The 26,048-nt window shown below is 63.6% G+C and carries 16 protein-coding genes, 2 tRNA genes and 1 pseudogene; 5 read left to right on the top strand and 14 right to left on the bottom strand.

Going from position 1 to position 26,048, the window contains the following annotated elements:
- Window positions 1-3: 3 nt before the first annotated feature.
- Genes EPN33_00780 through EPN33_00765 form a run of 4 tightly spaced genes read right to left on the bottom strand, consistent with a single transcriptional unit; the run spans window position 4 to window position 2,861 of the window.
- Window positions 4-360 (bottom strand): DUF86 domain-containing protein, encoded by a 357-nt coding sequence (locus tag EPN33_00780; GenBank protein ID TAN24334.1) that lies wholly within the window; start codon window positions 358-360, stop codon window positions 4-6.
- Window positions 353-658, bottom strand: coding sequence for a hypothetical protein (locus EPN33_00775; GenBank protein ID TAN24333.1), 306 nt, complete (start codon window positions 656-658; stop codon window positions 353-355). Before EPN33_00775 ends, EPN33_00780 begins: the two co-directional genes overlap by 8 nt.
- Window positions 659-672: 14 nt before the next feature.
- The gene (locus tag EPN33_00770; GenBank protein TAN24332.1) at window positions 673-1,668 is read right to left on the bottom strand and encodes an NADP-dependent oxidoreductase; all 996 of its coding nucleotides are present in this window, start codon (window positions 1,666-1,668) and stop codon (window positions 673-675) included.
- Window positions 1,578-2,861 (bottom strand): MFS transporter, encoded by a 1,284-nt coding sequence (locus EPN33_00765; protein ID TAN24331.1) that lies wholly within the window; start codon window positions 2,859-2,861, stop codon window positions 1,578-1,580. The genes EPN33_00770 and EPN33_00765 overlap by 91 nt, the downstream gene beginning before the upstream one ends.
- 589 nt (window positions 2,862-3,450) lie before the next feature.
- Between EPN33_00765 and EPN33_00760 the strand changes: the two genes are divergently transcribed.
- A complete protein-coding gene (locus EPN33_00760; GenBank protein TAN24330.1) occupies window positions 3,451-4,665 on the top strand; it encodes a potassium transporter in 1,215 nt (404 codons plus the stop codon).
- A gap of 29 nt (window positions 4,666-4,694) precedes the next feature.
- Here EPN33_00760 and EPN33_00755 read toward each other — a convergent pair whose 3' ends face one another.
- The 4 genes from EPN33_00755 to EPN33_00740 form a co-directional block, all read right to left on the bottom strand.
- Complete coding sequence (locus EPN33_00755; protein TAN24329.1) at window positions 4,695-8,336, bottom strand: carboxypeptidase regulatory-like domain-containing protein; 3,642 nt, start codon at window positions 8,334-8,336, stop codon at window positions 4,695-4,697.
- A gap of 81 nt (window positions 8,337-8,417) precedes the next feature.
- A complete protein-coding gene (locus EPN33_00750; protein TAN24328.1) occupies window positions 8,418-9,239 on the bottom strand; it encodes an AraC family transcriptional regulator in 822 nt (273 codons plus the stop codon).
- A 187-nt stretch (window positions 9,240-9,426) separates the two neighbouring features.
- Window positions 9,427-9,502: transfer RNA gene (locus EPN33_00745), tRNA-Lys, on the bottom strand.
- Window positions 9,493-10,701 (bottom strand): hypothetical protein, encoded by a 1,209-nt coding sequence (locus EPN33_00740; GenBank protein TAN24327.1) that lies wholly within the window; start codon window positions 10,699-10,701, stop codon window positions 9,493-9,495. Before EPN33_00740 ends, EPN33_00745 begins: the two co-directional genes overlap by 10 nt.
- Between EPN33_00740 and EPN33_00735 the strand changes: the two genes are divergently transcribed.
- A complete protein-coding gene (locus EPN33_00735; GenBank protein TAN24326.1) occupies window positions 10,666-11,103 on the top strand; it encodes a hypothetical protein in 438 nt (145 codons plus the stop codon). The genes EPN33_00740 and EPN33_00735 overlap by 36 nt on opposite strands.
- Here EPN33_00735 and EPN33_00730 read toward each other — a convergent pair.
- The gene (locus EPN33_00730) at window positions 11,081-13,141 is read right to left on the bottom strand and encodes a M13 family peptidase (GenBank protein TAN24325.1); all 2,061 of its coding nucleotides are present in this window, start codon (window positions 13,139-13,141) and stop codon (window positions 11,081-11,083) included. The genes EPN33_00735 and EPN33_00730 overlap by 23 nt on opposite strands.
- 187 nt (window positions 13,142-13,328) lie before the next feature.
- Window positions 13,329-14,750, bottom strand: a complete 1,422-nt coding sequence (locus tag EPN33_00725) for a DUF4382 domain-containing protein (protein ID TAN24324.1) — start codon at window positions 14,748-14,750, stop codon at window positions 13,329-13,331.
- A gap of 142 nt (window positions 14,751-14,892) precedes the next feature.
- On the opposite strand from EPN33_00725, the gene EPN33_00720 reads away from it, so the two are divergent.
- On the top strand, window positions 14,893-15,264 hold the full coding sequence (locus tag EPN33_00720) for a cupin domain-containing protein (GenBank protein ID TAN24323.1): 372 nt from the start codon (window positions 14,893-14,895) through the stop codon (window positions 15,262-15,264).
- 62 nt (window positions 15,265-15,326) lie between these two features.
- On the opposite strand, the gene EPN33_00715 is transcribed toward EPN33_00720, so the two are convergent.
- Window positions 15,327-16,940, bottom strand: a complete 1,614-nt coding sequence (locus tag EPN33_00715; GenBank protein TAN24322.1) for a DUF4382 domain-containing protein — start codon at window positions 16,938-16,940, stop codon at window positions 15,327-15,329.
- Window positions 16,941-17,094: 154 nt separating this feature from the next.
- On the bottom strand, window positions 17,095-19,734 hold the full coding sequence (locus EPN33_00710; GenBank protein TAN24321.1) for a S9 family peptidase: 2,640 nt from the start codon (window positions 19,732-19,734) through the stop codon (window positions 17,095-17,097).
- Between EPN33_00710 and EPN33_00705 the strand changes: the two genes are divergently transcribed.
- On the top strand, window positions 19,586-21,307 hold the full coding sequence (locus EPN33_00705; protein ID TAN24320.1) for an amidohydrolase: 1,722 nt from the start codon (window positions 19,586-19,588) through the stop codon (window positions 21,305-21,307). The genes EPN33_00710 and EPN33_00705 overlap by 149 nt on opposite strands.
- 444 nt (window positions 21,308-21,751) lie before the next feature.
- Here the strand turns inward: EPN33_00705 and EPN33_00700 are convergent.
- Together EPN33_00700 and EPN33_00695 are read right to left on the bottom strand one after the other, a co-directional pair.
- Window positions 21,752-21,839 (bottom strand) — tRNA-Leu (locus EPN33_00700).
- 742 nt (window positions 21,840-22,581) lie between these two features.
- Window positions 22,582-25,857 carry a hypothetical protein gene (locus tag EPN33_00695; protein TAN24319.1) on the bottom strand — a complete coding sequence of 1,092 codons (3,276 nt, stop codon included), beginning with the start codon at window positions 25,855-25,857 and terminating at the stop codon, window positions 22,582-22,584.
- A 98-nt stretch (window positions 25,858-25,955) separates the two neighbouring features.
- Here EPN33_00695 and EPN33_00690 point away from each other — a divergent pair.
- A pseudogene (locus EPN33_00690) lies at window positions 25,956-26,036 on the top strand (addiction module toxin RelE).
- The last annotated feature ends 12 nt before the right edge of the window (window positions 26,037-26,048 follow it).

Below are 26,048 nucleotides of genomic sequence, written 5' to 3'. Positions count from 1 at the left end.
TGACTATCTTAAATCAGGGTCCAGCTCCCGCAGCCACGCTTCCAATTCGCTCCGGATCCCCGGGAGATCACCCGTCAGAACGTCCCAGACTCGCTTTGCCTCGACGCGACTGTACCCATGTACCAGGACGTGGCGGAACCCGACAATTTCACGCAGTTCGCCGATGCGTGCATCAGCGTCGGCCGCCAGTTCCGCTGCCCTCTGCAGTGCCTCACCTACGGTAATAAACTGTCGCTCGACCGCCGAGCGGAGCTGGGAGTCCGCGAGAAAGCTCTCCAGATCACGCTCGGCGGTGTACTCGAAGATGCGCGCGCATGCATCGAGTGCATCCAGAACGTACATCCGGAGTTCCTTAGCCATAAATTGGCTGTCGAGTTCTCATCAATTCATTTCGGAAATAGGGGTTGCGAACCGCATCGAGTTCGGTCAGATCGACCTTGGTCCCGAACAGCCGTTCCAGCGCCCAGACCAGCCCAAAGTAAGTGCGCAGCCATTCTCCCGGAGCCAACGGCTCGAACTGAACCGCAAAATCCACGTCGCTGCGGCCCGGCTCGAATTCATCGCCCAGTGCCGAGCCAAACAACGACAGGCTGCGCACGTGATACTGCCGGCACAGCTCTTCCAGGGCCTTTCGGTTGGCCTCGATGATGGCGTGCATGGCTTCAGAATAACTTAGCCCACGCGCAGCAGCACTTTGCCGTCCGGGTGCCCATGCTGGCTCAAATCCTGCGCCCGCCGGGCCTCGGGGAAGGGAAGCACCTGCGCAACCCGGACCCGCAGCGCTCCACCCGCCGCCAGTTGTGCCAGCCTCACCAGGTCGGCGGCCTTGCGGCGCATGAAGAAGGCAAGCGTACGCACGCCCAGTCGCTCCGCCGCCGCTGCGTCGGCAATGCCAACTGTGGAAGCGAGCACGCCTCCGCGCCTCAGCACCTGGTAGGAGCGTTCCTGCAGCTCGCCGCCCACCAGATCGATGACGGCATCCAGGGCGTGAACCACGCTCTCAAAGCGCTGCGACTGGTTATCGATAACCGGATCGGCGCCCAGTCCGCCAACATATGCAACGTCACGCCCGAGGGTGGTAGCGGCCACCTGCGCCCCCTGTCGCCGCGCCAGTTGCACCGCCAGAGAGCCTACGCCGCCGGCGGCGCCATGGATCAGCACGCGTGAGCCTTCCACCACGCCCGCCTCGCGCAGGATTTGCATCGCCGTCGATCCCGGCGTTGGCAGCGCCGCCGCCGTCTCGAACGGCAAACTCTCGGGCAAGTGGGCGATTTCGTCCACTTTGGCGATCGCAAATTCAGCGTAGGTACCCAGGGCGAAGCCATAGACGCGCTCGCCCGGCTTGAACGCGGCCGTTTCGCTCGTCGCTTCCAGGATGGTGCCGGCAAAGTCCTGCCCCGCCGTAATTGGCAGCGAGAAGCTCCGCGACACCTTGCCTTCGCGGATCTTCCAGTCCACCGGATTGACCCCGGCACTGCGAACCTCGACCAGCACCTCGCCCGATCCTGGGCTGGGGCGCGGTGTGTCGTCCAGATATAAATGTTGACTGTCGCCAAATTCGTGAATGCGTGCGGCTTTCATCTTTGCTGCGATGCCTTCTCCAGAGCCGCCGGTGGCCGCTCGCGCAGGCTGTCCACATTCCGCAGCGCCGGGAACGCGCGCCACCATCCCGCCACCACCGCCAGCGTGCCCAGCCCGCCCACAATCGTTGCCGGCACCGCACCCCACCACTGCGCCGTCAGCCCGCTTTCAAACTCGCCAAGCTGGTTCGAGGTGCCGATAAACAGAGAGTTGATGGCGCTCACCCGGCCGCGCATGTGGGAGGGCGTTTGCAGTTGCACCACGGTCTGGCGCACCACCACGCTCACCATGTCGGCCGCGCCCATGACGAACAGCAGCGCCAGCGACAGCGCCAGATTCCGGCTCAGCCCGAAGCCGACAATCGTCAGGCCGAAGAGTGCCACCGCCAGCAGCATGCGCTTGCCCGCGCGCTTGCTCAGCGGATGAAACGCCAGCATGATCGCCATGACCATCGCCCCCAGCGACGGCGCCGCGCGCAGCAGTCCGAGGCCACGCACGCCCGTGTGCAAAATGTCGCTGGCGTAGATCGGCAGCAGCGCCACCGCCCCGCCCAGCAGCACGGCAAACAGGTCGAGTGAAATCGTGCCCAGAATTACCTGGTTCTGCTTTACGTAGCGGAAGCCGGCCAGCAGGGTATCCAGCGTCGCGGCCTTTTTCTCCATGCGTCCGGTCCGCGTGGCGATAGCGAACATCAGCGCCATCGAGATCACATACGCCGCCGTGGCCAGTGCGTATACGGAAGCCGCGCCCCGCGTCCAGCCGTACACCAGTCCGCCCAATCCTGGTCCAACGATGGTCGCCATCATGAATACCGTCGAGCCCCACGTCACCGCGTTGGCGAAATGTTCCGCCGGCACCAGCTCCGGCATCAGCGCCTGTCCCGCCGGGCCGCCGAAAGCCCGGACCACGCCCTGAAACACCATCACCGCGTAGATCGCTCCCACGGCGTGCCAATGCGCCAGCGAGATCCACAGCAGCGCGCCGGCCACCAGCGCATAGCCCGCCTGCACCCAAAGAATGACGGCCCGTCGGTCGAACCGGTCCACGGCGTGGCCGGAAATCAGGAACAGTACAAAGCTGGGCAGCACCTGCGCCAGCCCGACATAGCCCAGGCTGAGCGCGCGGTGGGTAATCTCATACACCTGCCAGCCCACGGCCACGGCGATCATTTCCGAAGAAAGCACCGACGCCAGTCGCGCAGCTTGATATAAGCGGAAATCGCGGAAATGTAAGGCGGCGTTAGGTGTTTCCGCCGCCACCGGCAATGGAGGGTCGGACATGAGGAGCTTACAGCTTACAGTTTACAGCTTACAGTTCGAGCGAACTGGCGGCCCCGCGCCAGTCAGTAGAGGGCAGGCCACCGGGGAAAACGGCGCACTCGCAGAAGCACGCGGACGTCCGAAGCGGAGCTGGGGCGTAGGGGCCCCCCGGCGCAGCGGGCCTTCGGCCCCGCGTCAGTCAGTAGAGGGCAGGCCGCCGGGGAAAACGGCGCACTCGCAGAAGCACGCGGACGTGCCAAGCGGAGCTGGGGCATAGGGGCCCCCAGCGCAGCAGCGGGCTATCGGCCCCGCGCCGGTCAGTAGAGGGCAGGCCGCCGGGGAAAACGGCGCACTCGCAGAAGCACGCGGACGTCCGAAGCGGAGCTGGGGCATAGGGCCCCCCAGCGCAGCGTGCTATCGGCCCCGCGCCGGTCAGTAGAGGGCAGGCCGCCGAGGAAAACGGCGCACTCGCAGAAGCACGCGGTCGTCCGAAGCGGAGCTGGGGCGTAGGGGCCCCCAGCGCAGCGGGCTATCGGCCTTAGAGAGCGGGCCGTGCGGCAGAGCCGCACTGGGTGCCCGCGATCAATAGAAGCTACACTGAGACCTGTCGATGAGCCTGACCCTCTTGCCCCAGCAACGTTCGCTGCGCCGGGTATTGCGCGAGGCGGGCAAGGTTGTGCGCGCCGATGTCTGGTTCCCTCATATACCTTTGGCGCTGCTTTGTGCCCTGGCCGGAATTCTGGTGCTCGGTGTGGCCTACCGCTCCTCGCCCGCACGGCTGCTCGTCGGCTTTCCCGGCTCCCTCCTGCACGTGGCGCCCTCCGGTCTGATCCTGCTCATCATCGGGTTTGGCTTACTGGTGATGTCCGCCGGCCTCGCCTTACGCTCCCGCTTTGCCTGGATCGTGGTGCTGGTGCTCTCGGTCGCCGCCATTCTGGCGCTGTGGTTATTTCCTCATATCCACCAGGTGCTGTTGCTTGACTATCTGGTCGCGCTTTTGGTGCTGCTGATTCTGGCGCACGGTAGTTTCAGCCACAGCAGCATCGCCGCCGGCACGATTTTTGCCGTTATCAGCAGTCTGCTGCTGCTGCTGTACGCCGTCTTCGGAGCGCTGTATTTTGGCAACCAATTCAATCCGCCCATTCACGACCCGGTCACGGCGCTTTACTACGCCATTGTGACCATGGGCACGGTCGGCTACGGCGACATCACGCCGCACACGCTGCACGCCAAGCTGTTCACCGTCTCCATCATCGTCCTCGGCATCGCCGTCTTCGCCACGTCGATCACGGCTGTGGTCGGTCCGCTGGTGAGCGGCAGCTTCAATCGCATCCTCAACCGCAAGGAAGTTCGTATGCATCGCACCGATCATTTTGTTGTCGTCGGCCTCACGCCGCTGGCCATCAGCGCCTACCGCGAGCTCAAGCGCCGCCACCAGTCGGTGGTCGTCATCGCGCCGCAAACGCCACCCACGGAGAGCGAAGTGCTGGCCGAAGATACTATCGTTGGCGATGCCAACAGCACCGAAGTGCTCGAAAAAGCGAGCGCTCGCCAGGCCCGCGCCGTGCTTGCCATGCGTCCCGACGACAGCGACAACGCCTTTACCGTCCTGGCCGTCAAGGAACTCAAAGGCTCCGCCCAAACGGTCATCGCGCTCAACGACAGCCAGCACCTGGGCCGCATCCGCTTAGTTCAGCCCGACCTGGTGATTGCGCCACAGGCCCTGGGCGGAGAAATCCTCGCCATGGCTTTGAGCGGGGAAGCCATAACCGGCGACACTATCCTCGAACGCTTCCTCCACTACGACGGCGCCCCGCCCCTATAGATAACAGGTCCGACTCGACAGTCCTCGTGTCAGAAATAATACTTGAGTCCCAATTGAATCCGGCGCTCGGTGTTGGCTACGCCGTATAGCTCGCTGCCGAAAACGCTACTCGTGATCGTCGAGCTGTCGGCCAGGTCGTAGCCAGGGTGGTTGGTGACATTGGTGGCGTCGGCGCGGATCTCCAGGCGCTGGGATTCGGTGATATGGAACTCTTTGGCGAGATCGAGATCCAAGTCGAACTGTTCCGGAAGGCGGAAGAAATTGCGACCCGTGTTGCCCAGTTGGCCTAACGCCGGGGTAGAGAACTGCGCGATTTGCTGCGGGGTAAACAAGGTCCGGTTGCCCGTCTTGGGATCGGTGTGCAGGCTGGCCAGACCGGAGCAACTGCCGGCGCAGTTGGCGAAGCTCTGTACGTCGCCATCGAAGGTGTAGGCGCCGGAGTAGGCAGAGAAGGGTCGGCCTGAGGTCCAGGTGAGAACTGCGGCTGTGGTCCAGCCACCGATGACATGCCGCAGCCAGGGATTGACTCCGCTGCCCCAGCGCTGGCCCGCGCCGAAGGGGAGATTCCAAACCCAGTCTCCCTGCAACGCATGGCGCTGATCAAAGTCCGAAGGAGCATAGTTCAGGGAGCGGTTGTAAATGTCGTAGGGCGTGCTGGAGGCAGACTGGGCGTGTCCGGTCCTGACCCGGGTAAAGGTCGGGTCATAGGAGCGCGTATCCATGCTCTTGGCTAACGAATAGGAGGCCTGGAAGGTGAGCCCGCCAAAGCGGCGCTGCATCTGAATTTGCAGTGCGTTGTAGTGGGACCAATCGTTGCTGTCGAGGACGTCAAAGCCGCCCGCGAACTGGGGCAGCGGCAGAAAGAAATAGGGGCTGAGGCCGCTGGCCTGGGCCAACCCCATACCTTTCACCTCAAATTTGCTCAGCGAATCCGCGAGAGCGCCCACGGAATTGAGCGCGAAATCGCCGGAGTAGGCGTCGCGGACATATTGCGAGCCGGTCTGGCCCTTCGCAACATGCGGGTCGGCGCTGAGAAGTTGGTCCATCAGAGAGCTATCGCCGCCGGACTGCACGGTTTTGAAGGCCTGGAGGAAGCCATTGCTGGTGACGTTGACTTGGTTGGCGTTATAGCCGCCATACAAATGCACGGCGTGCTTGCCGATGAATTGCACGGTAAGCACCATATGCTGTGGGAGCTCATGTTCGACGCTCAGGCCCCACTCGCTCACCTGCGCGGGGTGCCAGTTCGGATCCATGGCCGTCACGCTGCTGCGGGAGAACGCCGGGGGCTGACGCAACTGCTCCGGCGTCAGACCCGCAGGCGGGGCGAGCGCGGGCAATCCGTTGCGCAGCAGGCCGCCGGATTCGCCGAAGCTATCGTTGGTGACACCGTAATTAAGGCCGACGAGATGTTCGAACACGCCTGAAGATATGGAGAAAGTGTTTATCGGGTCATAGTAAAGACCATAGTGCGCGCGGACCGAGGTGGTGCCGTGGCCAAACGGATCCCAAGCGAAGCCGACCGTAGGGGCGAGCAGAGTGTTGGAGTTCTTGTAGAGCGGGCCGGGGGCCCAGGCGAGCGTGTTGGTCGGGGCGGCGCCGACGGTGAAACTTTGATTGGGGCGGAGGATGCGGTGGCGCGGATCGTGGGGCGCCAGCATAACATCCCAGCGCAGACCGTAGTCGAGGACCAGATTGGGGTTCAGGCGCCAGGCATCCTGGCCGTAGAACTCGTACTGGGGGTATTCTGCCTCGAAGTTGAAGATCGAACCGCCGGGCTGGTATGCGCTGCCGCTCTGGTTGGAAACAAATCCCTGTCCCATCGTCCCAACCCGTCCCAGAAGGTCATTGATCGTCGTTTTGAGGTTGCCGAGATCGGTGCTCTTATTGATGTCGGACGGAAGCTTGAAAGCCGAACTGCTGACGGTGTTAATGCCGGGATCGAAATTGATGTACGGCTCGGCATCCCATCCCCCGATCGAGCCGCGGTCGTCGATATGGACCACGTATTCGAGGTGTACGCCGGTCTGGATCGTGTGCGCGCCGTGCAGCCAGGTCAGATCGTCGTTGAGCTGGGGGGTGGAGATGGCGCGTGCGTTGCCGACGTAGTTTTGCAACGGATTGCTGACAATGGCCAGGTCGTAGGGAGGGTTGCTGCGGAAGTTGGGATCGGGATTGGCAAAGTTGAAAATGTAATGGGTGAAGCCGGCGACGAGCTGATTGGTCAAGTTGGGCGAGAAGCTGGCGGTCCAGCCGAGCGCCAGGCTCTTGGGCTCGCGGTAGGTGTTGACCACATTCGGGGATTTGGGAAACGGCGGCAGTCCGCCATTGACGATGTCGGCGATGGTGTTGTCGTGGCTCTGATACCAGCGGAGGAAGAGGGCGTTTTTGGTGTTCAGGATTTGATCGACGCGGAGCGTCCAGTCGGCGTTGGATTGGGTTTCGTTCGGCGTCCAGTCGAAGCCGGCAATGTTAAGGCCATCGCCGCTGGAAAAGTCATTGGGCAGCGGCGTCAGGCCGATGATTTTTTGGAGGGTTGGGTCCAGCGCCAGTCCACCGGGATTTTCCGTAGCGACGTTGTAGGTGTTGACTTGGACGCCGCTGGCAACGCTGCCGTCGGCATTTACGGAAGCGCCGGCCTGTCCGTAGGGAGTGTTCTGGCTATTGGGAACGTAGCGGAACAACCCCTGACGCGCCTGGGAGGTGAAGACCGGGCTGGACTCGAACTCTGATTCGTGGGCGTGCAACAGTTGCAGGTTGGTGAAGAAAAAGGTGCGGTTCTTGATGATCGGTCCGCCAACGCTGAAGCCGTAGATGTTCTGCACGAAGTCCGAGCGGCCCAGTCCAGCCAGATTGTTGAAATAGTTATTGGCGTTCAGGCCCGGCGTCTGGTAGAGCCAGAAGCCCTCGCCATGGAATTGGTTGGTGCCCTGGCGCGTAATCATCGCCACTTGTCCGCCGCTGACGCTACCGTACTGGGCGGTGAGGTTGCTGGTGATGACGCGGAACTCACCGATGGAATCGGGATTGGTGTTCACCGGCGAATAGTTCGAGCCCGGAGCCGAAGCCTCGTTGATGGCGATGCCGTCCAAGGTGAAATTCCAAGCGCGGCCGCGGCTGCCATTGACATTCACGCCCCCGCCGGTGTTGCCGCCAGTGATCACACCGGGTTGAAAGACGTCCAAATCCAATGGATTGCGCCCGCGCGTGCCCACGATGGGCAATTGTTGAATGGTGCGCTGATTGACAATGTTGCCGAAATTTCCGGAGGAGCTGGTCTGCACCAGCTCGGCGCTGGCATTGACGGAGACCTCCTGCGAGGCAGTCCCCACCCGCAATTTGACGTTGACGGTCATCGGCTGGCCGATGGTGACGACGTTATTACGCGAGCGGAAGGTGCGGAACCCGGTCTTGGCAACGGAAATGGAGTAGTCGCCCACGGGGATGGCATCGAAGACATAGAGGCCGGCGGAGGTGGTCTGCACCGTGCGGGCGTAGCTGGTGCCCTGGTTGGTGAGTACGACCGTGGCGCCGGGTACGATCGCCCCGGTGGGATCGGTGACCACGCCGGTCGCCGTCGAGGTGGTGCCTTGGGCGAAGGCGAAAGCGGCGCAGAGGAGCAGCGCCGGCAGGATGGTCAGGGAGCGAGAGCGCATGTGAGTCACCTCCATTTCCGGGATTATAGGCAGCGGAGGGAGTGAAAAGATTGTGTGTTCTTAGCCTTTTGGTTAGGACTTAGCGTTTTTCAACGCTCAGCGGCGGGCGAGTAACTGGTATTGGCGCGGGGTGAGCCCGGTCTCGGTTTTGAACGCTTTGCTGAATTGGCTTTGGTCGCAAAAGCCACAGGCCACGGCGATCTCACCCAGCGAGCCACGGCCGGACTGCAGCGCGTCACAGGCGCGCTCGATCCGAGCCCGGCGGATAAAGGAGGCGATCGAACATCGCTGGAAACGGCGGAAGCTGCGGGAGAAATGAACGGGATGGACTTCGGCGGCGGCCGCGAGCGAGCACAGGGTCCAATGCTCATGTGCGCGTTCGCGAATCAGTTGCCGCACCCGCAGCAGCCAGGGTGGCGGGGTGTTTTCGGCGCCCAAGCGGCGGCGCTGCAGCGAGGTGAGGGTTTCCAGCAGGATGCCCTCCAGCGCCAGGCCGCAAAGATCATCGTCCCGGCGGAACTCCTCGAAAAAGCGCGCTCCCAGCGAAGCGCTTTGTCCATCGCATAGATGCAGGCCGCGGCTGAGGTCCGCGCCGGCCTCACCGAGACGCAAGACCAGCTCCGGCCGCAGCTCGACGCTCAGCCCGACGGCACCGGAATTGCCGAAGCGGTCCTGGTGAATCTCGCCGGCGGGGTGCCAGGTCAAGGCCCAGGCCTTGGCTTCACGCTCGGTGCGACCGCACCATTGGATCGCGGCGCCACGGACGGTTATCCCCAGGTAAGCTGCGGCGTGGGCGTGCAGCGGGATGCAGAGATCGGCGGGATAGGCCGTTTCAGTGACCTGGAACAGTGCGAAGCGCCGTCGGCGGAGGGTGGCGCCGTGAAAAGGAGCGCTAAAAGCGATCGCAGCAGCAGTCACGATGACCGTTGTGGATTATGCCACACCCATCAGGGGTGGTCAACTCGCCCGGGGGCGGTTGTTACTTGCCGCTCATAGCAGCTCCGATACGCGGGTCGAAGCCGCATAGTTTTCGCATCTTTGGCGGTGCGTCTCTACCAGGTGATAGTGGCGAGCTTGGCAGTCGCGCGCGTGCTGCGCCAGAAAATGGTGAGCCGGGAAGGAATCGAACCTTCAACCTAGTGATTAAGAGTCACTTGCTCTGCCAATTGAGCTACCGGCCCCTGCTTGGCGTGGACGGCGCCGCGCCCGAGGGCGTGAGCGCAGAAGTTGAGTTTACCACAGCGCCCCGCAGCCATCGCTGCCGCACTTTCCAGGCGCGCAGGTGCAGCGTGTCGCCGAAGTAGTCGTCGCGCGTCAGCGGTACATCGGCAAACGCCGTGGCCGGAAATGCGGCTGCCGCTGCCGTGCATAGCGCCGGCCGCGCCGGCGCCGGGTGAGCAGTGGCAAAACCAAAGTGCGCCTCCACGAAGGGTGGCGTCAGCAGCGCCGCTGTCGCCCGCAGCCAGCACCAACGCAGGTAGCTTTTCCACTCTTCCATCGTAGCCAGCAGGATGCGGCCGTTCAGTTGCCGCAGGGCATCCGGCGAGGCGGCGAGTGTGCCGTTCTCCGGCGCGCCCAGCGTGGCCCAATAGGCGTGCCAATCGAAATTTGGCGCCAGGCGCCGCAGCTCGGCCAGATGCAGTGCTCGCGGCGGCGCAGCAGCGGGCGGCGGCGTCAGGCTGACTTCCATATTAATTGCCGTGCGGGCCTCTTCTGCCGCTTCCTGCGCCGGATCGCCCAGAAGTTCAAACAGCTTTTGCGCATAGCTCTGCGTCGCATAATCCCGCAGCCGGTCCGGCACCGGCTCCTGGCCCACACGGAAGGCGGCAAACGCGCCATAGCGGTGCAGCGCGCCCACCGCCAGCGCCACCTGATGCGGATTTTGCAACGCTGCAATCGACCCCAAGTACTGGGCCAGCGGCTGCGTGCCAAGCTGTTCAAGCTGCGCCACGTTCAGGCAGGCTTCCTGATATTTGTGGCGTGGGGGCACCTGCGACGCCAACATGACCGCAAGGCCCAGGATGATCCCTAAAGTCCTACTCATTGTTAGAATCATGGCATGCCGAGGCCGGGTCTGGCGCTGGTAATTGCACTCTGCAGCCTGACGGCCGCAGCGCAGATGACCGCACGCCAGGTTGTCGACCATAATCTCGAGGCGCGCGGCGGCGCCCAAGGCTTTGCCGCCATCCACAGCCTCAGCTTTACGGGAATTCTGCAGTTCGGTTCGGGCCAAAGCGCGCCCATGTCCGTCTGGCTGACCACCCAGCCCGCCCGCATCCGCATTGAGATTCTGCTGCCCGCCGGTAAAATGATCGAGGCTTACGATGGCACACGTGCCTGGCAGATGAACCCCGGCTCGACCGCTGCCATCGTTCTGCATGGCGCTGCGGCGTGGCGCGTGCGCGATCAGGCGCTAAACGGCGCCGACTTGCTGCCCAACCCCAATGCCCAGCCGCATCTGGTGGGCACGGGCACGCGCGCGGGCCATCGCTATTACATCGTCAGCTTCGCCCTCGCCACCGGCGACGTGTTCACCTACTCCATTGACTCGCTCACCTGGCTCAGCTTTCAGGAAACTTACCCCGGTGGTGTCGAGGAAGTTGCCGATTACCAGCGTACCGGCGGCCTGCTGCTGCCGACCAAGCTGATCGGCGGCCCCACTAGCCCGCATCCAACCACGCTTGTGATTCAGCACACTGCCTTCAATACGCCCATTCCCGCCGCCCGCTTCCAGATGCCCGCCGCCTCCAAGCCAGGGGTCACCAAACACGGCAGGCCGTAGGTCCCCCCGTCATGGGAGCCTGCGGCCCACAGTGAAATGCCGCCGCGAACTCCGGCATGTTTTGCACGACCCCGTCCACCCGGAAGTTGCCCGGTGAGTGCGGATCCACATTCGCCGCCATCCGCGCCGCCTTCGGCCGCACATTCTCGCACCAGATCTGCGCGTAGCCTAAGAAGAACCGCTGCTCGCGCGTGAATCCATCGACCCTCGCGTCGGGCTGGCTGCCCAGAGCCTTTTCCATGGCCATGTACGCCACGCGCACGCCGCCGTTGTCGGCGGTGTTTTCGCCCAGCGTCAGTTTGCCATCGAGATGCACGCCTGCAATCGGGCTGAAGCTGGTGTACTCCCGCACCAGACATGCCGTGCGCTCCTCGAACGCTTTTTTGTCTGCCGGCGTCCACCAGTTGTGCAGGTTGCCGTGGGCGTCAAACTGGCTGCCTTCGTCGTCAAAGCCATGCGTCATCTCATGGCCCATCACCGCGCCCACTCCGCCGTAGTTGACCGCGTCATCGCGCGTCTGGCTGAAAAACGGCGGCTGTAGAATCCCGGCGGGAAACACAATCTGGTTCCACAGCGGGGTGTAGTAGGCGTTTACCGTCGGTGGCGTCATCTGCCACTCGCTGCGGTCCACCGGTTTGCCAATCTTGTTCAACTGGCGGTGGTACTGAAACGCCGTCGTGTTGGCCACATCTGCGTAGTAGTTGGCCGGCGAAAGTTCAATCGAAGTGTAATCCAGCCACTGGTTGGGATAGCCCACTTTGTCGACGATGGCGTGCAGCTTGACCAGCGCCTGCTTCTTGGTCGCCGCCGACATCCATTGCAGGCCGTCGATGTCCTGGCCTAGGGCGGCCTTCAGGTTTTCCACCATCTGTGTCATGTGCGCCTTGGCTTGTGGGCTGAAGGCCGCTTTCACGTAAAGCTGGCCGAGCGCGTCGCCCAAATGCCGGTCGGTCGAGGCCACGCACCGCTTCCAGCGCGGCTGTTGCGCCGTCACGCCGCGCATCGCTGTGCCAAAGAATGCGAAATTGGCGTCCACGAACGGCTCGGAAAGCGAAGGCGCCGCCGCGTGGACCAGATGCCAGCGCAGATAGGTTTTCCAGGCGCTGAGCGGCAGTGCGCGCAGGTCGGTATTGAGTGCGCGGAAGTAGGCGGGCACGTCCACGTTGACTTCGCTGAAGTTCGGCGAACCGGTCGTGGCGAGGAACGCCTTCCAGTCGAAGTACGGCGCCAGCGACTCAAAACGCGCCACGCTCATTTTGTGGTACGTGGCGTTGGGATCGCGGCGCTGCACGTCGGTGATCGAAGCCTGCGCCAGCCTGGTCTCAATCGCCAGCACCGTTGCCGCTTCCGCCGCTGCGGTGGCGTGCGTGTCGCCCAGCAGCACGAACATTTGCGCCACATGATCCTGATACTGCTGGCGCAGCGCCCTGGAGCGCGCGTCCTGCCGCACATAGTAGCCCCGGTTGGGCAGCCCCAGGCCGCCCTGGTCGGCATCGGCAATCACGTCGGCGCTGGCGTTTTTGGCATCTTGCGTCGAGCCGAAGCGGAACAGGGCGTTCACGCCCTGCGACTGTAGCCGCCCCACTTCGGTCGCAAGCTGCTGCGCGCTCGTCATGGTGTCGATGGCGTGCAGGCCGGCCGCCAGCGGCTTCGCGCCCGTGGCATTGATGGCGTCCTGGTTCATGCAGGCCTGGTAGTAGGTGCCCACCTCGCGCGTCGGTGCATCCGTATCGGCGCTGGGATTGGCGCTCGCTTGGTTCAGGATGGTGTGCAACACCTCCTGGTTGTGATCCGCCAGCGTATTGAACGTACCCCAGCTTGACTCATCTGCCGGAATCGGGTTGTTCTTCATCCAGTTTCCGCAGGCGTACTGATAGAAGTTCTGGCAGGGGTTCACGCTCGTATCGAGATCCGTCATCACCACGCTCGCCGGACTGCTGGAGGCCGCCGTGGTCGCCGCAGGCCTGGATTTCGAGCAGGCGCCGAGCGCCAGAACTGCAGCCAGCGCGAGCAGGGAAGGAGCAGTCGGTTTGCGCATGGGTTATACCAATGGCAGGCAGTGTAGCCCAATGCCGCTTCATCCGGCAACTCGCGCCGGAGACAGAGGGAGGCCGACGATCGGAAGGCCCGGGGCGCAGCCCCGATAAAAGCGGCGCGAGCCGCAGAACAAGCCCGGCGCTCTGGGGACGAGCGCCGGGCTGCCTTACACGCGGAAGCACTTCTCCCTAGTGGCTTTCCTCGCGCAAGAAGGTGCAGAACAGCACGTCGCTACTGCCGCTGGCAGAACTGACCGCGGCCAGATAGCCCCGCGCCACCAGCGGCGTGCCCGCCGGCAGGCTAGCCACCGTCGTACTGGTCAGGCCATTGCCGTCGAACTCCGTGCTGGCGTTCGTTTCGACGGTCAGCGTCGTCAGCCCCGCAAATTTATCAAAGCTGGTCTGGTTGTCGAGCAGCAGGGTTATGGTGAAGCCGCCATTCGCTGCCGCCTGCACCGCCGCCGAGGTCAGCCCGAACGGACTCACCGCCGCCGGCCGGATTTCGGTCGCCAGCACCGTACTGCTGGCCGTCTGCACTGCCGTGCCCGCCACCCAGACGCCCTGGCCCACGAAGATTGAGCTCTGGTCGTAGCTCGCTAGCCCCGCCGCCTGCGCCATCATGCTGTCCTTGAAGACGGTGCCGCTGTTCACTTCCACGGTCAGCGTCTGCCCCAGCGTATCGAAGTCCAGGCTGTCGCGGATCACCATCGTGAAGCTGGTCAACTGATTCTGGCTGTCGCGTGTCACGGCGGTCACGATGCCGCCGTCGATATCGCCCTGCTGGTTTTCTTCCGTGCCGCCGTCCGTGTCTTCGATCTTCAACGCCGTCAGCGAGCCGTCCACGTTCAGCCGGTCGACGGTATCAATCTGCGTGCCCACCTGGAGGGTCGCGAGCGACACATTGTCGTCAAATTCTGTATCGCTGGTGACGTGCAGGGTGACGTTCAGCCCGCTATCGCCGGCTTTGATCGCGATCGTGTTGGCCGTCGTGTCTACCGCGCTTACCGTTCCATCCACATGTACACTCCGCTGATCGTCATCTTCACTCTCCACGCTGGTTGCAGCCCCGCCAATTTTGGGCGTGAAGGTCACCGTACTGCCGGTCAGGTCGAGTGAACTTTGCAGGTCGAAATCGAAGCGCACATCGGTCGCCCCTTGTGCGCTCACCTGCAGCGGCGGATTCAGCGTGATGGTATCCGTTGCCGCCGCCGCGGGAATAGTCGCTTTCGCGGTTACCGGCTGCCCCGTTGTGGGATCGATGTAGGTAATGGTCGCCGCGCTGACCGTAATACTCATGCTGGTGTAGGTGCCCGCCGCCAGCGGCTTCAGCTCCAGGGGCGCGCGGATGCCGCCCAGATGGGTGAGCTCCACGGTGCGCGGCTGCTGCAGCAGCGACACGCTGCCGCTGGCGCTGGTAAACGTCACGCCGGAAATCGTCACCAGCGCCGCCAGTACGCTACTCATCGGCGCATCCCCCACGGTAACTACCGTCGGGCTGGCGCCCGCCGCACTGCTGCTGCCCGTCGTGCTCAGAGCCCCGCTGCCACCGCAGCCGGCCAGCAGGCCCGCGGCCACGAAAATGGCCATTATGGAAATACTGTATTTGTGCATAGAGTCCCCTCCAGTTGCCCATAGCGACACACGAGTCCATCCAGTGCACGTTCCCTGCCACTCAGCAACTCATTGATTTACAAGTGATTGCCCGCCGGGATTGCCGCCAGGCGAGGTAAAATTTCCTCCGGGAGGAAACAAAATGTCTGCTGCGACCCAACCCCTGCATACCCGCTGGACCGATTTGGAACTGGAAACCCTCAACCCCCTCATCCAGCGCCATTTCGTGGTTGGCGACCAGATCATGCTCGCCCGTATTCTGCTGAAAAAAGGCGCTGAGGTCCCCCGCCATAGTCACGCCAACGAGCAGGTGACCTGGATTCTCGAGGGCGCGCTACAGTTCTCCATCGACGGCCGCGAGCTGGTCGTCCGCGCCGGCGAAGTGCTCTGCATTCCTCCCCACCTGCCCCATGCCGCCGTGGCGCTCGAAGACACTGTCGACGTGGACGTCTTCACCCCGCCCCGCCAGGACTGGATCACCAAAGACGACGCCTATCTGCGCGGCTCGAAATAAAACAAAAAAGCCCGCCGGTTTGCGCCGGCGGGCTTGGGTTGGAGGTTTCTGGCTGCGCTGAATCAGGGTTTCGGCAGTGCCGCCGCATCGTAAGCACTGATGATGGCCAGGCTGTTGATCCCGCCCGTTTGGGTGAGATAACCGCGCGCGCCGACGGTGTTGCCGGCCGGCGTTTTCAGAATCTGCGTGGTCGAAGACAGGTACGGACCCTCCAGGTTCGCCGCCGTGCACGGACTTGGCGGCGCGCCCGACCCGACCGCGGCGCACGTCACCGCCGTGCCCGCCACGGCCGTGCCACTGGGCAGACCGGAGAAGGAAGCCGCCAGGGGGAAGAGGAAGGCGGTGTCCGTGGTCCCATCGGTTCCGACCGTCGCTTTTACCGCGGCTGTGGTCGCATCCAGGCTGACCGGCGACTGCATCACGTTGGTTGCATCCACGATGGTGTTGGTCTTGGTGCTCGTTGCGTCCGTGTTACCCGCTACCCACACCGCCTGGCCCGCAAATAGCTGGGTTGCGTCAAACGTGAATTTGGCGCTTTGTCCGGCATAGGCCGCGGCCGGATCCGCCGCGATGACGGTCGTGATCGCTCCCGGATTGATATCCACCGTGATCAGTTGGCCTACGAGCGAGGGATTCGTGCTGTTGGTTACCACCATCGTGAACGAAGTCGAGGTCGCGCTGCCGGCCGCCGGCGAGGTCACCACCCCTTCGTCCACCGTACCCGCCGCCGCCGTCGCCTTGCTGCCCGACGGAATCGTTTCCGCCAGCCCGTTGTCTGCCGTCTCCAGCGTCAGCGCCGTGAGTGAGCCATCGGCATTGATGGTCGCATCCGTCCGCACCGCCGCCCCGGTGTTGAGACTCGAAACGGCCGCGCCCACCGTCGTGCTATTGGTAAACACGGTTTCGCTGAAGCCGCTGTCGGTCATTAGGACCAGGCTGTTGTTCGTGGCGTCGGTCGCGGTCACGGTCCCGTTCACATGCAGTACGACCGGCGTCGATCCTGCCACTTGCGTTAGGGTCACGCTGGCTGTGGGCGAGGTCGCCGTGGTGGAGGGCGCGAAGGTCACCATCCCGGTGCTGTTGTTCACGCTCAGCGATTGCGCCAGGTCAAATTCCAGGGCGAGCTGCGAGGCATTCTGCCAGTTCACGTCCACCGCCGTGCCGAACGTCTCCGTCAGCGACGCGCTCGTGGGCGGGATCGTTAGGTTGGCTGTGCCGCCGCTGGGTGCCACCGTGCTGGCCACGGTCACCACCCCTGCCTTGAGGTAGGTGACTTGCGCAGCAGTAATCGTGAACGTCACGCTGTTGTAAGTCCCCTGCGGCAGCGGGTTCACATTCACCAGCGTGCTGCTGGTACCCAGATGCGTCAGCTCCACCATCGCCGGTTTCGTCATGATGGCCGTGGTGCTGCCGTTGGCGTTGACCGCCGTGATCGAGCCGATCGTCACCTGCGCGGTCAGCACGTTCGGCATCCCCGGCGCCGCCGCTGGACTGGCGTTCATTGCCGCCGATCCCGCCGTAACCACCGCGTTGCCCGCCGGCCCAGGGCCATTAAAGGACGAGGAACCGGGACTCGAAGGTACCGGCGTCGTGTTGGCCCCGCCGCAGGCCGACATGGTGAGCATAGTAGCGAACGCCAGAGCGGTCGCCAGCGAAATTCCCGAAAGTTTGCGCATAATAGTCGATCTCCGCGAAATCCGTATTTTCGCCGGGCTCTGTCGCTGCCTGGCGCAACCTGTGCCCGTGTGTCCCCCACACACTGGGATTTTGGGCGAGTCAACTCTAACACAGATGCAGAATCACTAAAGCTCAAAGTGACCAAAACCAGGGTTATTTATATGATAGAATGGTCATGATTGTCTGGCCTTCCTGCAGCGTGCGCTGGAAGAACGACGCCGTGGCGGCAAACGTCCGCACCCAGGTGCGCCAGAGCAGGGAATCGTGGATGCCATCCGGAAACACGATCAATTCGTACGGCAATCGGTGTGCCCGTAGCAAATGCACCAGATCGACTGTCTGCGCAAAGCGCACGTTGCGGTCATCGTCGGCCTGAATCAGCAGCACCGGCGACTTCCAGGCGGCAATCGAGGCCACCGGGGACGCCTCGTAGGCGACCCGGCGCACCGCCGGCGGCACTTGCGCGCCCAGCATGAGCCGCCAGTCGTGCACACCCGCATAATCCACCCCCGCTTTGAAAATATCCGAGTTGCGCGCCAGCCCCAGCGCCGTCAGGTAGCCACCGTAGGAGCCGCCCCACAATCCGATTTTCTGGGCATCGACATAGGGCAGTTTTTGCAGGTAGCGCGCACCCGCCACAATGTCCTGGTACTCGCTGGCGCCCAGCGGTCCGGCATGCGGCGGATCGGCAAACGCCCGGCCATACATAATGCTCAGCCGGTAGTTCACCGACAGCACCACAAAACCGCGGCTGGCGAGGTATTCGTTCGCGGCATACATGAAGTTGTAGGCGTCCATGGGATGATAGCCCAGCATCATCTGCCGCGGCGGCCCGCCGTGCATGAACACCAGCGCCGGGCTGTGCGCGCTATGGTGATGCGGAATAAATAGCTGCCCGTGGATCACGAGGCCATCGGCGCTGGAGAACACCACGTCTTGCGGCGTCACCAACTGCGCCGAAGGGTAATCCGCCGGCAGCTCCGAAGCGGCCAGCATGACTTTGCCGCTCGCCGTCAGCCGATAGGGCATGGCCGGTTGCGTTGCCGTGGACCCCAGGAAAAAGATGTCGCGCCCGTCGCCCGTCGCAACCGGCGTCCATTCCAGCGATGCTCCGCGCGTCAGCGCCACCGGCTCCCCGCCGGCAACGTTCACCCGCCAGACGTGCCGCCGGTCCACGTCGCCATCGTTCGAGGCGTACAGCAGCGCGGCACCGCCGTCGGTCAGCGTGACCGGCGCCGGCGCAATGGAATAGTGCCCCGGCGTTAGCAGTCGCGCGGCGCCTCCTGCGGCCGGAACGGCATACAGATGCATCCAGCCGTCTTCGCTCGAGGCGAATACGATTTGTCTATTGCCGGCAAACTGAAATGCGGCATCTTCCCACTCGCCTGGCAGGGAACCGTCGCGGCCATCGGTGCTGCGCCAAATTTCTTTGGCCTTGCGCGTCGCTGCAGTCCAAGCCCAGATCGTCCAGGGCTGCGGCTGCCGCTCCCAGAACCCGCCGGTGTGCGTGCGCAGCAGCCGGATAAAAGCAATCTGTTTTCCGTCCGGCGACCAGCGCGGCATCATATCGTGGAATACGCTTGGCGCCACATACTCCAGCGTGGACTGCCCGAAGCGGTAAATCCCAACCAGCGCGTGCGTGCCCCGGTTGCTGACGAACGCAATCGCCTTGCCGTCGGGCGACCACTGTGGGTCGGACACGTTGCCGCGAATGTACGCCAGCTTCCGCGCCTTTTGCGCACCCGAAACCGGCGCCAGCCACAAAGCGCCGCGCGCCGGCCACACCGCCCAGCGCCCATCGGGCGAAATCTGAATATCCTCGCAGCCCTCAAAGCCGCAATTCATCGTCCCCAGCAGCCGCGGCGTGCCGCCATTGCTGTCGGCCGCCCACACCTGCTGTTCCGGCTGGGTCACGTCGCTGGTCGGATTGGCGACCTCGCCCTGCGCATTGGTTTCGCTGCCCCGCGCATAGACCACGGTCTTTCCATCCGGCGTCAGCCGCAGGCTGGCGATGGGCATGCCCTCATCGCCCGCGTAATGCGTGACCTCACGGGCGGCGAAACCGGGACCATCCGCCACCCACACATTCCGCGCCCCGTGCGCATCGAACACCCACGCCACGTGCTCGCCGTTGGCCGCCGTCGTCAGCCCATACGGATACGGATAGCTCAGCGCCTGCTCCATCGTGAACTGCGCCCTCGCCGGCGCCGCCAGCAGCCAGCCCGCCACCGCGAGCAGCACCACCCCCGCCCAACTCTGTCTCCGCCTCATTGGTTGTGTCCTCCCGTTCCGCCCGTCAGCATACCGCAGCCTTCGCCCCCGGGCCAAGGCCAGATCTTCCATGCAAAAATCAGGAATCGCAAATTCCATTTTTGGACCATTTATGGAAGCAGGCAGTCGATTTTTCCAGGCCCCGCCGGCAGCTTTACGCAGCAAGTTGGACACGCCCTGAGCACCAGCGGGCGTGCGTTGCCGGGGAGCGAATTTCGGCCACAGCTCGACCAACGCCGGTGCCCCCAAGCCGCACGCGGCTTGGGGTGGCAACGGGGGGCGGACGCAAGTCCGCTGTGGCCGGGCCACTTCCTCTTCGGCCCGCGTGGCACCGGATCCCCAGCGGCAGCGCAAGCGTGCCCCCTGCCAGTCAATGATTCCGCTTGCTGAGAGGCAGCAAGGGCGGTATCGTGCCGGTATGTTTGCCCAACGACCGAATTTCAGATTGTTTTCCGGAGCGGCGGCCCTGGTGCTGGCATCGCTGCTGCTGTCTGCGGCGGCAGGCGCGCAAGCCCCTAACATCGGCAGCGTCAAAGCCGAAGCCCAGGGCTACGTCAATGCGCACGCCAAACTGATCCAGCAGATCGTGGATTCCACCTTTTCGTTCCAGGAAATTGGCTATAACGAAGTCCAGACCGGCATCTATCTCACCGGCATCCTGCAACGCCACGGGTTCAGCATCCAGCGGCGAATCGCAGGCATTCCGACCGCGTGGCTGGCGAGTTGGAGTAATGGCAGCGGGCACCCCACCGTGTCGTTAAACAACGACGAAGACGGGCTGCCAGGTCTGTCGCAAATGCCCGGCGTACTCAAGCAGCAGCCCATGATCGTGGGCGGCAACGGTCAGTCCGAGGGGCATAACACCGGTTTGGCGGGCATGGTCGTTGCCGCTCTGGCGCTCCAGTCGGTCATGCAGCAGCACCATATCTCCGGCACCGTGCAGGTATGGCCTGGCATTGCCGAAGAAATCCTGGCCGGCAAGGCCTGGTATGTCCGCGCCGGGGTGTTCGATCATGTGGACGCCGTCTTGTCGACCCACGTGTCCTCCGGTCTGGGGACCTCCTATGGGCGCAGCGGCGGGACGGCCGCGGTTTCCGTCCAGTACACCTTTCACGGCAAGACCGCGCATGCGGCCGCCGATCCCTGGGACGGCAAAAGCGCGTTGGCGTCCGCCGAGATGTTTGACAACGGCATGAACTACATGCGGCAGTTCTTCCATCCCGCCTCGCGCACGCAGAATGTTCTGGTCAACGGCGGCGACGAGCCCAATGTAGTCCCGGACCTCACCGAGGACTGGTATTACTTACGCGAAGTGACGCCCGAGATGGTGCGCCAGAACCTGGCCACCGCCAACCGCGTGGCCAAAGCGGCGGCGGCCATGTTCGGAACCACGGTGGATGTCAACGTGATCGGCACGGCCTGGCCCTCGTGGGGCAATCAGCCGCTGGCCGAAGACATGTACAAAAACATCCAGGCCGTGGGCATGCCCGCCTGGACCGCCGCCGACCAGCTCTATGCCAAAGCGGTGCAAACCCTGATTGGCAAGCCGCCTATCGGGCTCTCGACCCACATTGATAAGCTGGGCACGGGCGTGGTCAACCCGCTCGGCGGGCCGTCGGATGATATTGGCGATGTGATGTGGACCGTCCCCACCGTCCGGCTCATGTTCCCGGCCAATATCCCGGAAGTTCCCTTTCACAACTGGAAGGCGGCATTGGCCGAAGCTACGCCGATTGCCTACGGAGGCGCCAGCGTGGACGCCAAAGTGCTGGCGATGACCGCGCTCGACCTTTACCTGAACCCGCGCCTCGTGCAAAGCGCCCGGCATTATTTTGAAGCGGTGCAGCCGGTTCTGGCCATGAAGGCTTACGGCGCGCCCAGACCGGTTGTGTACCGCTCCTTTTTGCCGCCGGAGGCAACCCCGGATCTTGCCATGCACGACGCGCTGATGCGGAGGCTGCGCCCGCTCATGGAAAAGCTGTATTACCGGCAGGATCGTTACCCGACGTACCTGGACCAGCTCGGCGTCAAATGGCCGTGCCTGACCCAGAAGTCGACCTGCGGCGCCCCGCCCCCCGTGGTTCCCGGCGGCTAAAGCAGTTCCAGACTAGCTATAGCCCGGCAGACCGCGCGTTTGCGGCGTTGACATCAGGGAACGCCGCTCGTTCTACCTCGGAGCGGGTTACACCAAGGCTGGAACTGCTTTAAAGCACAGAGGCCCGGTATCGGCAAGCGCCAAATGCATCGGCCAGGTACTGATCGTGCTTCTCGCCGATGTCGCGGCGTCCACTGTCCGGCGTCGCAGGCCGGATGCGCAGCGGTCCGGGCGCACGCAAGTAACCGGACTGCCGCAAGAAACTCCGTAGCGCGCTCTGCACCACGGAGCGCCAGCGCCTGCGGATTTTCCTGGGCGCTCCTGTGGCGTTCCAACGCCGCCGCCAGCTCATCCGGAATGGTAACTGTCACCCTCTTCACGCACCCAGCATTTCGCCAACCGGCGGGGACCGGTGAGCGCGGCGCTAAAAGCCCAATTTTAAAATGGTGCTGGAGGGGGGAATCGAACCCCCAAGAGGACAAGCCTCGGCAGATTTTGAGTCTGCTGCGTCTGCCAGTTCCGCCACTCCAGCACGACCGTGTAAGTGATTATTGCACAGCAACTTGCGCCGCACCAGCGGCAGCACCCGCCAAGCCGTCCCAAGTGCCAGTGGCAGTTTTAGCGGCACTAGCCGGGGCAGCCGCCGCTTGCCCGGCTGCGTCAGTCTGACCGGCTGCCGCGAGGTCCGGCGCGGGTATCGGCGAGCAGCCATGCCGTACCATGAGCTAGGCAGTTCCTCAAAATAGGCGATTTCCTGCCAGGACGGTCCAACCGGCTGTCGGCGGCGCCCTCCGGATCGGCGTGGATGCGATTTTCGCGTACAGACGGGCATGCAACGCAGTATTGAATGAGGCGGCTGCTGCCAAACATGAGGCAAGCAAGTTTGGTTCGAATGTTCGCATTGGCGACGTGCGAAGGCCCGTCCTTGGCGTGGCCACCGGCCGCCCAGATAACCCCAACTGTTTTCGGTGCCGGTTTTTGTGCCGCTTGACCTCAAACCGTGTATTTTCGTGCGCGATGGTGCGAGTGGACCAGCTGAAGAAGACCCCTGTAAACACTGGCCATTCCAGCGCGATCGCGCGAGTCCGATTGTACCGTGATCGAGGTCGGCTCATTTGGGAACCGGGGGCCAGCGTGCCGCTGCCCGTATCTGCGGCGAGGGCGCGCCGAGCAATGGGAAACAGCAAACGTGCCAGAGGCAGGCTTGCCCCAGTCCCGGCTCAAGGCGGCGCGAGTCGCCCCGTGCCGAGCCGCATCGGCGGGCCACGCAGCCGTTAAAAGATCACCTTGGCGGAAAGCTGCAGTTGGCGTGAGTTGCCCCTGGTGGCGTCAATGAGGCCAAAGCCGGCGCCGGTCAGCACGCGGTTGGGAGACGCGAAATTCACCTCGTTCAGCACGTTGTAGGCCTCGCCGCGCAGTTCCAGGTGAGCGCGCTCGGGTTTGCCGCCGAGCCCGAAGGTGCGAAAAATCGCCAGGTCCAAATCCCGGTAGGCGGGACCGCGGAACGTGTTCCGTCCGAGAGTTCCCGCGCGTCCCTGGAACGGACCCGAGCCGCCGGCGATGCCGATCGGCACCGTGAAGTAGCGCGCGTTCTCGGCGCTGCGTCCGAAGTAGTCCTCGCGCACGCTGCGGCTGGTCGAGAGCACCGGCGTGCCGGTCTGGTCCGGGCGGTTATCGCTGTTGTTACCCCACCCAGTCTGCTCAATGCCGGAGACGACCGAGAACGGGGTGCCGCTGCTCATCTGTCCGATGGCCTCCACCTGCCAGGCCGCAAGCCACCCCAGTGGATGCGGCAGCGCTGCGGCGGGAATCTGTTCGGCGACCGAAACGCTCAAATCGAGTGGCGTGTCGGTATTCGAATTGCCGCGCTCTTGTCCCGGTTCGTAGGGATCCTGCGGCGGAGCGCCTTGACCGGCCTGATTATCAATCGCATGACTATAGGTGAAGCTGGCGTTAAAGCCGAGCCCGGCTGCACCGGGCGCTTTTCGCACCCCGAGCTCGCCGGCATTGTAGGAGGAGTGAAACGGATTGCTGAACAGGATCTCCTCGCCAAACCCGCCGCTCACCTGTCCGCTGGCGTCGAACTGGGTGTAGGGGGCGAAGCCGGGGGCGGCTCCGTTGTAGCCGTTGGGGAAGATATTGCCGATCAGATGAACACCGGTAACACCCACGTAGTTGGCGCTCAGGCTGTAATCGCGCAAGCGGTGCTCCACGCCCACGACTTCGGTCGCCATATAGCCGTTGCCGAAATCCGGGCTCTGACCGTACAACTGAATCGGCCGCACCTGGCCGCCCGGAAACTGGGCCGCCAACTGGCGCTCGAATCGGTCTACGTCAATCGGGGTGTTCGGGGCCGCATAGCTGGAGTTGGGCGGATACACGCGCTGTCCCGCCGGCGTATACAGCAGCGGCAGTGCCACCGTCTGCACCGACGGGCTGAAGGGGACGGGCACGCCGCGCGAAGCCGTCGCTACGGTTTCGACGGCAAAGGGAAAACCGTTGAACGAGCCGGTATCCGGGTTCGGGTAATAAAGAATGGTGACGATGCCCGCGCCCGCATGCACGAGCGTTGTCCGGCCGGCTTGCCAGGCGGCGCTGAATCGCGGCCCCCATCCGTTCCAGTCGGTATGCCAGACCGGCTGCGGGTTGGCGAGCCACTGCTCGCCTCCCTCTGTAAACAGCGGCCCCGAATTCTCATCATGGGCCTCGGTCAGGGGCGTATCCAGTTCGTAGCGCAGCCCGGAGGTCAGGGTGAGCTTCGGCGCCACATGCCAGGTATCTTGAAAGTAGCCGTTGTAAGCGGCGCGGTGAATAGCGGCCTCGCCCTGGCGGTTGCCCTGCGGAAAGCCAGGTTCGGCCGTACTCTGGGAATACTGGAATGGCGTCGCCGTCAAAAACGCCGAAAGCGTATCCGGAAGCAACCCTCCGGCGGAAATGTCGTGCTTCCCGCTGGCCGAGCGGATGGCCACCGGAGCATAGACACTGCCGGCGCCGAAGGTGTAGCTGCCGTCGGTGCTGAAGGTGAATATCGAGGTGTCGCGGTTGAAACGCACTTCGCCGCCAAACTGAAAAATATGATTGCCATGCTGATCGGCAAAATTCTGACGGAACTGAAACAGGTTGCTCCACATACCCCGGAATCCCCCGCCCAGCCCATTGAAAGATTGGAAGAGCCCGTCTGCAAAATTCATCGCCGGATCGCTGGTGTCGAGCGAGGCATACACCGGCGTGCTGCGGATAAAGCCCACCAGTGTATCGCTCGTGAAATCGGGGCTCAGGATGCGCGCATAGTGCAGCGCCACGCTGCGGTAGTGCTCGCTGAACAATTGCGCAAAGGCCGGGTCCAACGCGGTCTGGTTGGGATTGGTGGTCGGTCCCAGCACGTTCTCGACGGTGTAGCGCGCGAACAACTGGGAGCGCCGTGTCCATTGCCGGTCGAGTCGCAACGAGTATTGGTCGCTGCGTGTCGTAACGTCGGACGACGTTGCGAACGTCTGCGCCCCGAAAGGTCCGCTCGGGTCATTCGGCAAGGGATAGCGCGCCAGAATCGGCTTGATCGCGGGGCTCACAGGCACATCAAGGGTATCGCCGGCATAAGCGGTCGTATCCAGGCCCTCTCGCTCGGCGGCGGAAGGTACAGAAAGTACCTGCGTCGTACCCAGTGTCTGCCGCAGGCCCTGGTACTCGATGAAATAATACGTGCGCTCCGCCAGCGGTCCTCCCAGCGTGCCGCCGAATTCGTTGCGCCGGAACCGGGGAATGCGGCCGGGAGCGGTCGCGCTCTGCCGGTCGAAAAAATTGCGTGCGTCGAAAGCCGAATTCCGCAAAAACTCGAACAGGTCGCCGTGAAATTGCTTCGTGCCCGACTTGGTGATGACATTTACGTATCCGGCCGCCCCTTCGCCCACGGATGCGGGAAGCACGCCCGACAGGCTGTTGATTGACCGGATCGCATCCACGTTGAAATCCGATATCGTCGCCCCACCCAGCTCCGGGTCGGTCGTGTCGGCACCATCGAGCGCGAACACCGATGCCTCGCCCCGCTGCCCATGCACCGAATACTGCTGGGTGAAATTTCCACCTGTACCCGACGCGGTAGTCGTGCCCGCAGCCAGCAGCAGTAATTTTGACGAATCGCGCTCCTCGAGCGGCAAGCTGGCCACCTGGTGCGCAGCCAGTTTCTGGGCGCTGCCCGCACCCGGCCGGGCCAGGGCCTCGGCCGTAGGGGAAAATTTCAGTTGCACGCGCCTTGTCTGGCCCGCTGCCAGCCGTAGCCTGGTGCGCTGCAGTTGCTGGCTGCCCCAGTGCGCCGTTAAGACATAGTCGCCCGGGGGCACCGGCAGATGGAAGCGTCCATCGGCAGAAGATTCGGTGGACGCAACCCGCCGGCCGCTGCTCGAGAGCACGACGTGCACGCCCGCGATAGGTTGCCCCAGGGCGTCGAGCGCACGGCCGCGCACTACGGCGGTCTGGGCCGCGGCGGACATCCCGCACACAAGGGCAAGAGCGACATGAATGACCACGCGCATGAGGCTGACACAGGGTATCACGCGAAGGATGGTAAAGCTGGCGAGGCCGAACCCGTAATTGGCCAGAAGGTTTAGCCAAAAATGCGCAGCCGGCGCCAAACCCGGTTCAGGGGCACCTTGAGCGTGCAGATCGCGGCGTCTGGCGCGTGGCTTTTGCGTTCGATCCAGCACGGCGCGGGATTCTGCTCGTGAGCGGTGACAACGAGACCAGG

The sequence above is a fragment of the Acidobacteriota bacterium genome, assembly GCA_004299485.1.
GTDB lineage: Bacteria > Acidobacteriota > Terriglobia > Terriglobales > SCQP01 > SCQP01.
Note: the sequence above shows the minus strand (reverse complement) of the source record. Positions and strands in the feature narration are given on the sequence as shown.

Excerpts from the sequence above, each read along its gene's own strand:
- EPN33_00755 (TAN24329.1), bottom strand. The coding sequence starts at position 8,336 with ATGGAGGTGACTCACATGCGCTCTCGCTCCCTGACCATCCTGCCGGCG.
- EPN33_00765 (TAN24331.1), bottom strand. The coding sequence starts at position 2,861 with ATGTCCGACCCTCCATTGCCGGTGGCGGCGGAAACACCTAACGCCGCC.
- EPN33_00715 (TAN24322.1), bottom strand. The coding sequence starts at position 16,940 with ATGCGCAAACTTTCGGGAATTTCGCTGGCGACCGCTCTGGCGTTCGCT.
- EPN33_00730 (TAN24325.1), bottom strand. The coding sequence starts at position 13,141 with ATGCGCAAACCGACTGCTCCTTCCCTGCTCGCGCTGGCTGCAGTTCTG.
- EPN33_00760 (TAN24330.1), top strand. The coding sequence starts at position 3,451 with ATGAGCCTGACCCTCTTGCCCCAGCAACGTTCGCTGCGCCGGGTATTG.
- EPN33_00720 (TAN24323.1), top strand. The coding sequence starts at position 14,893 with ATGTCTGCTGCGACCCAACCCCTGCATACCCGCTGGACCGATTTGGAA.
- EPN33_00775 (TAN24333.1), bottom strand. The coding sequence starts at position 658 with ATGCACGCCATCATCGAGGCCAACCGAAAGGCCCTGGAAGAGCTGTGC.
- EPN33_00725 (TAN24324.1), bottom strand. The coding sequence starts at position 14,750 with ATGCACAAATACAGTATTTCCATAATGGCCATTTTCGTGGCCGCGGGC.
- EPN33_00710 (TAN24321.1), bottom strand. The coding sequence starts at position 19,734 with ATGTTAGGGGCTTGCGCGCCTGCCGCCGCAGACAGCAGCAGCGATGCC.
- EPN33_00770 (TAN24332.1), bottom strand. The coding sequence starts at position 1,668 with ATGGTGGCGCGCGTTCCCGGCGCTGCGGAATGTGGACAGCCTGCGCGA.
- EPN33_00705 (TAN24320.1), top strand. The coding sequence starts at position 19,586 with ATGATTCCGCTTGCTGAGAGGCAGCAAGGGCGGTATCGTGCCGGTATG.
- EPN33_00780 (TAN24334.1), bottom strand. The coding sequence starts at position 360 with ATGGCTAAGGAACTCCGGATGTACGTTCTGGATGCACTCGATGCATGC.
- EPN33_00740 (TAN24327.1), bottom strand. The coding sequence starts at position 10,701 with ATGCAGAACGATGGCAGCGGTCGAGCCGGGGTTCATCTGCCAGGCACG.
- EPN33_00735 (TAN24326.1), top strand. The coding sequence starts at position 10,666 with ATGAACCCCGGCTCGACCGCTGCCATCGTTCTGCATGGCGCTGCGGCG.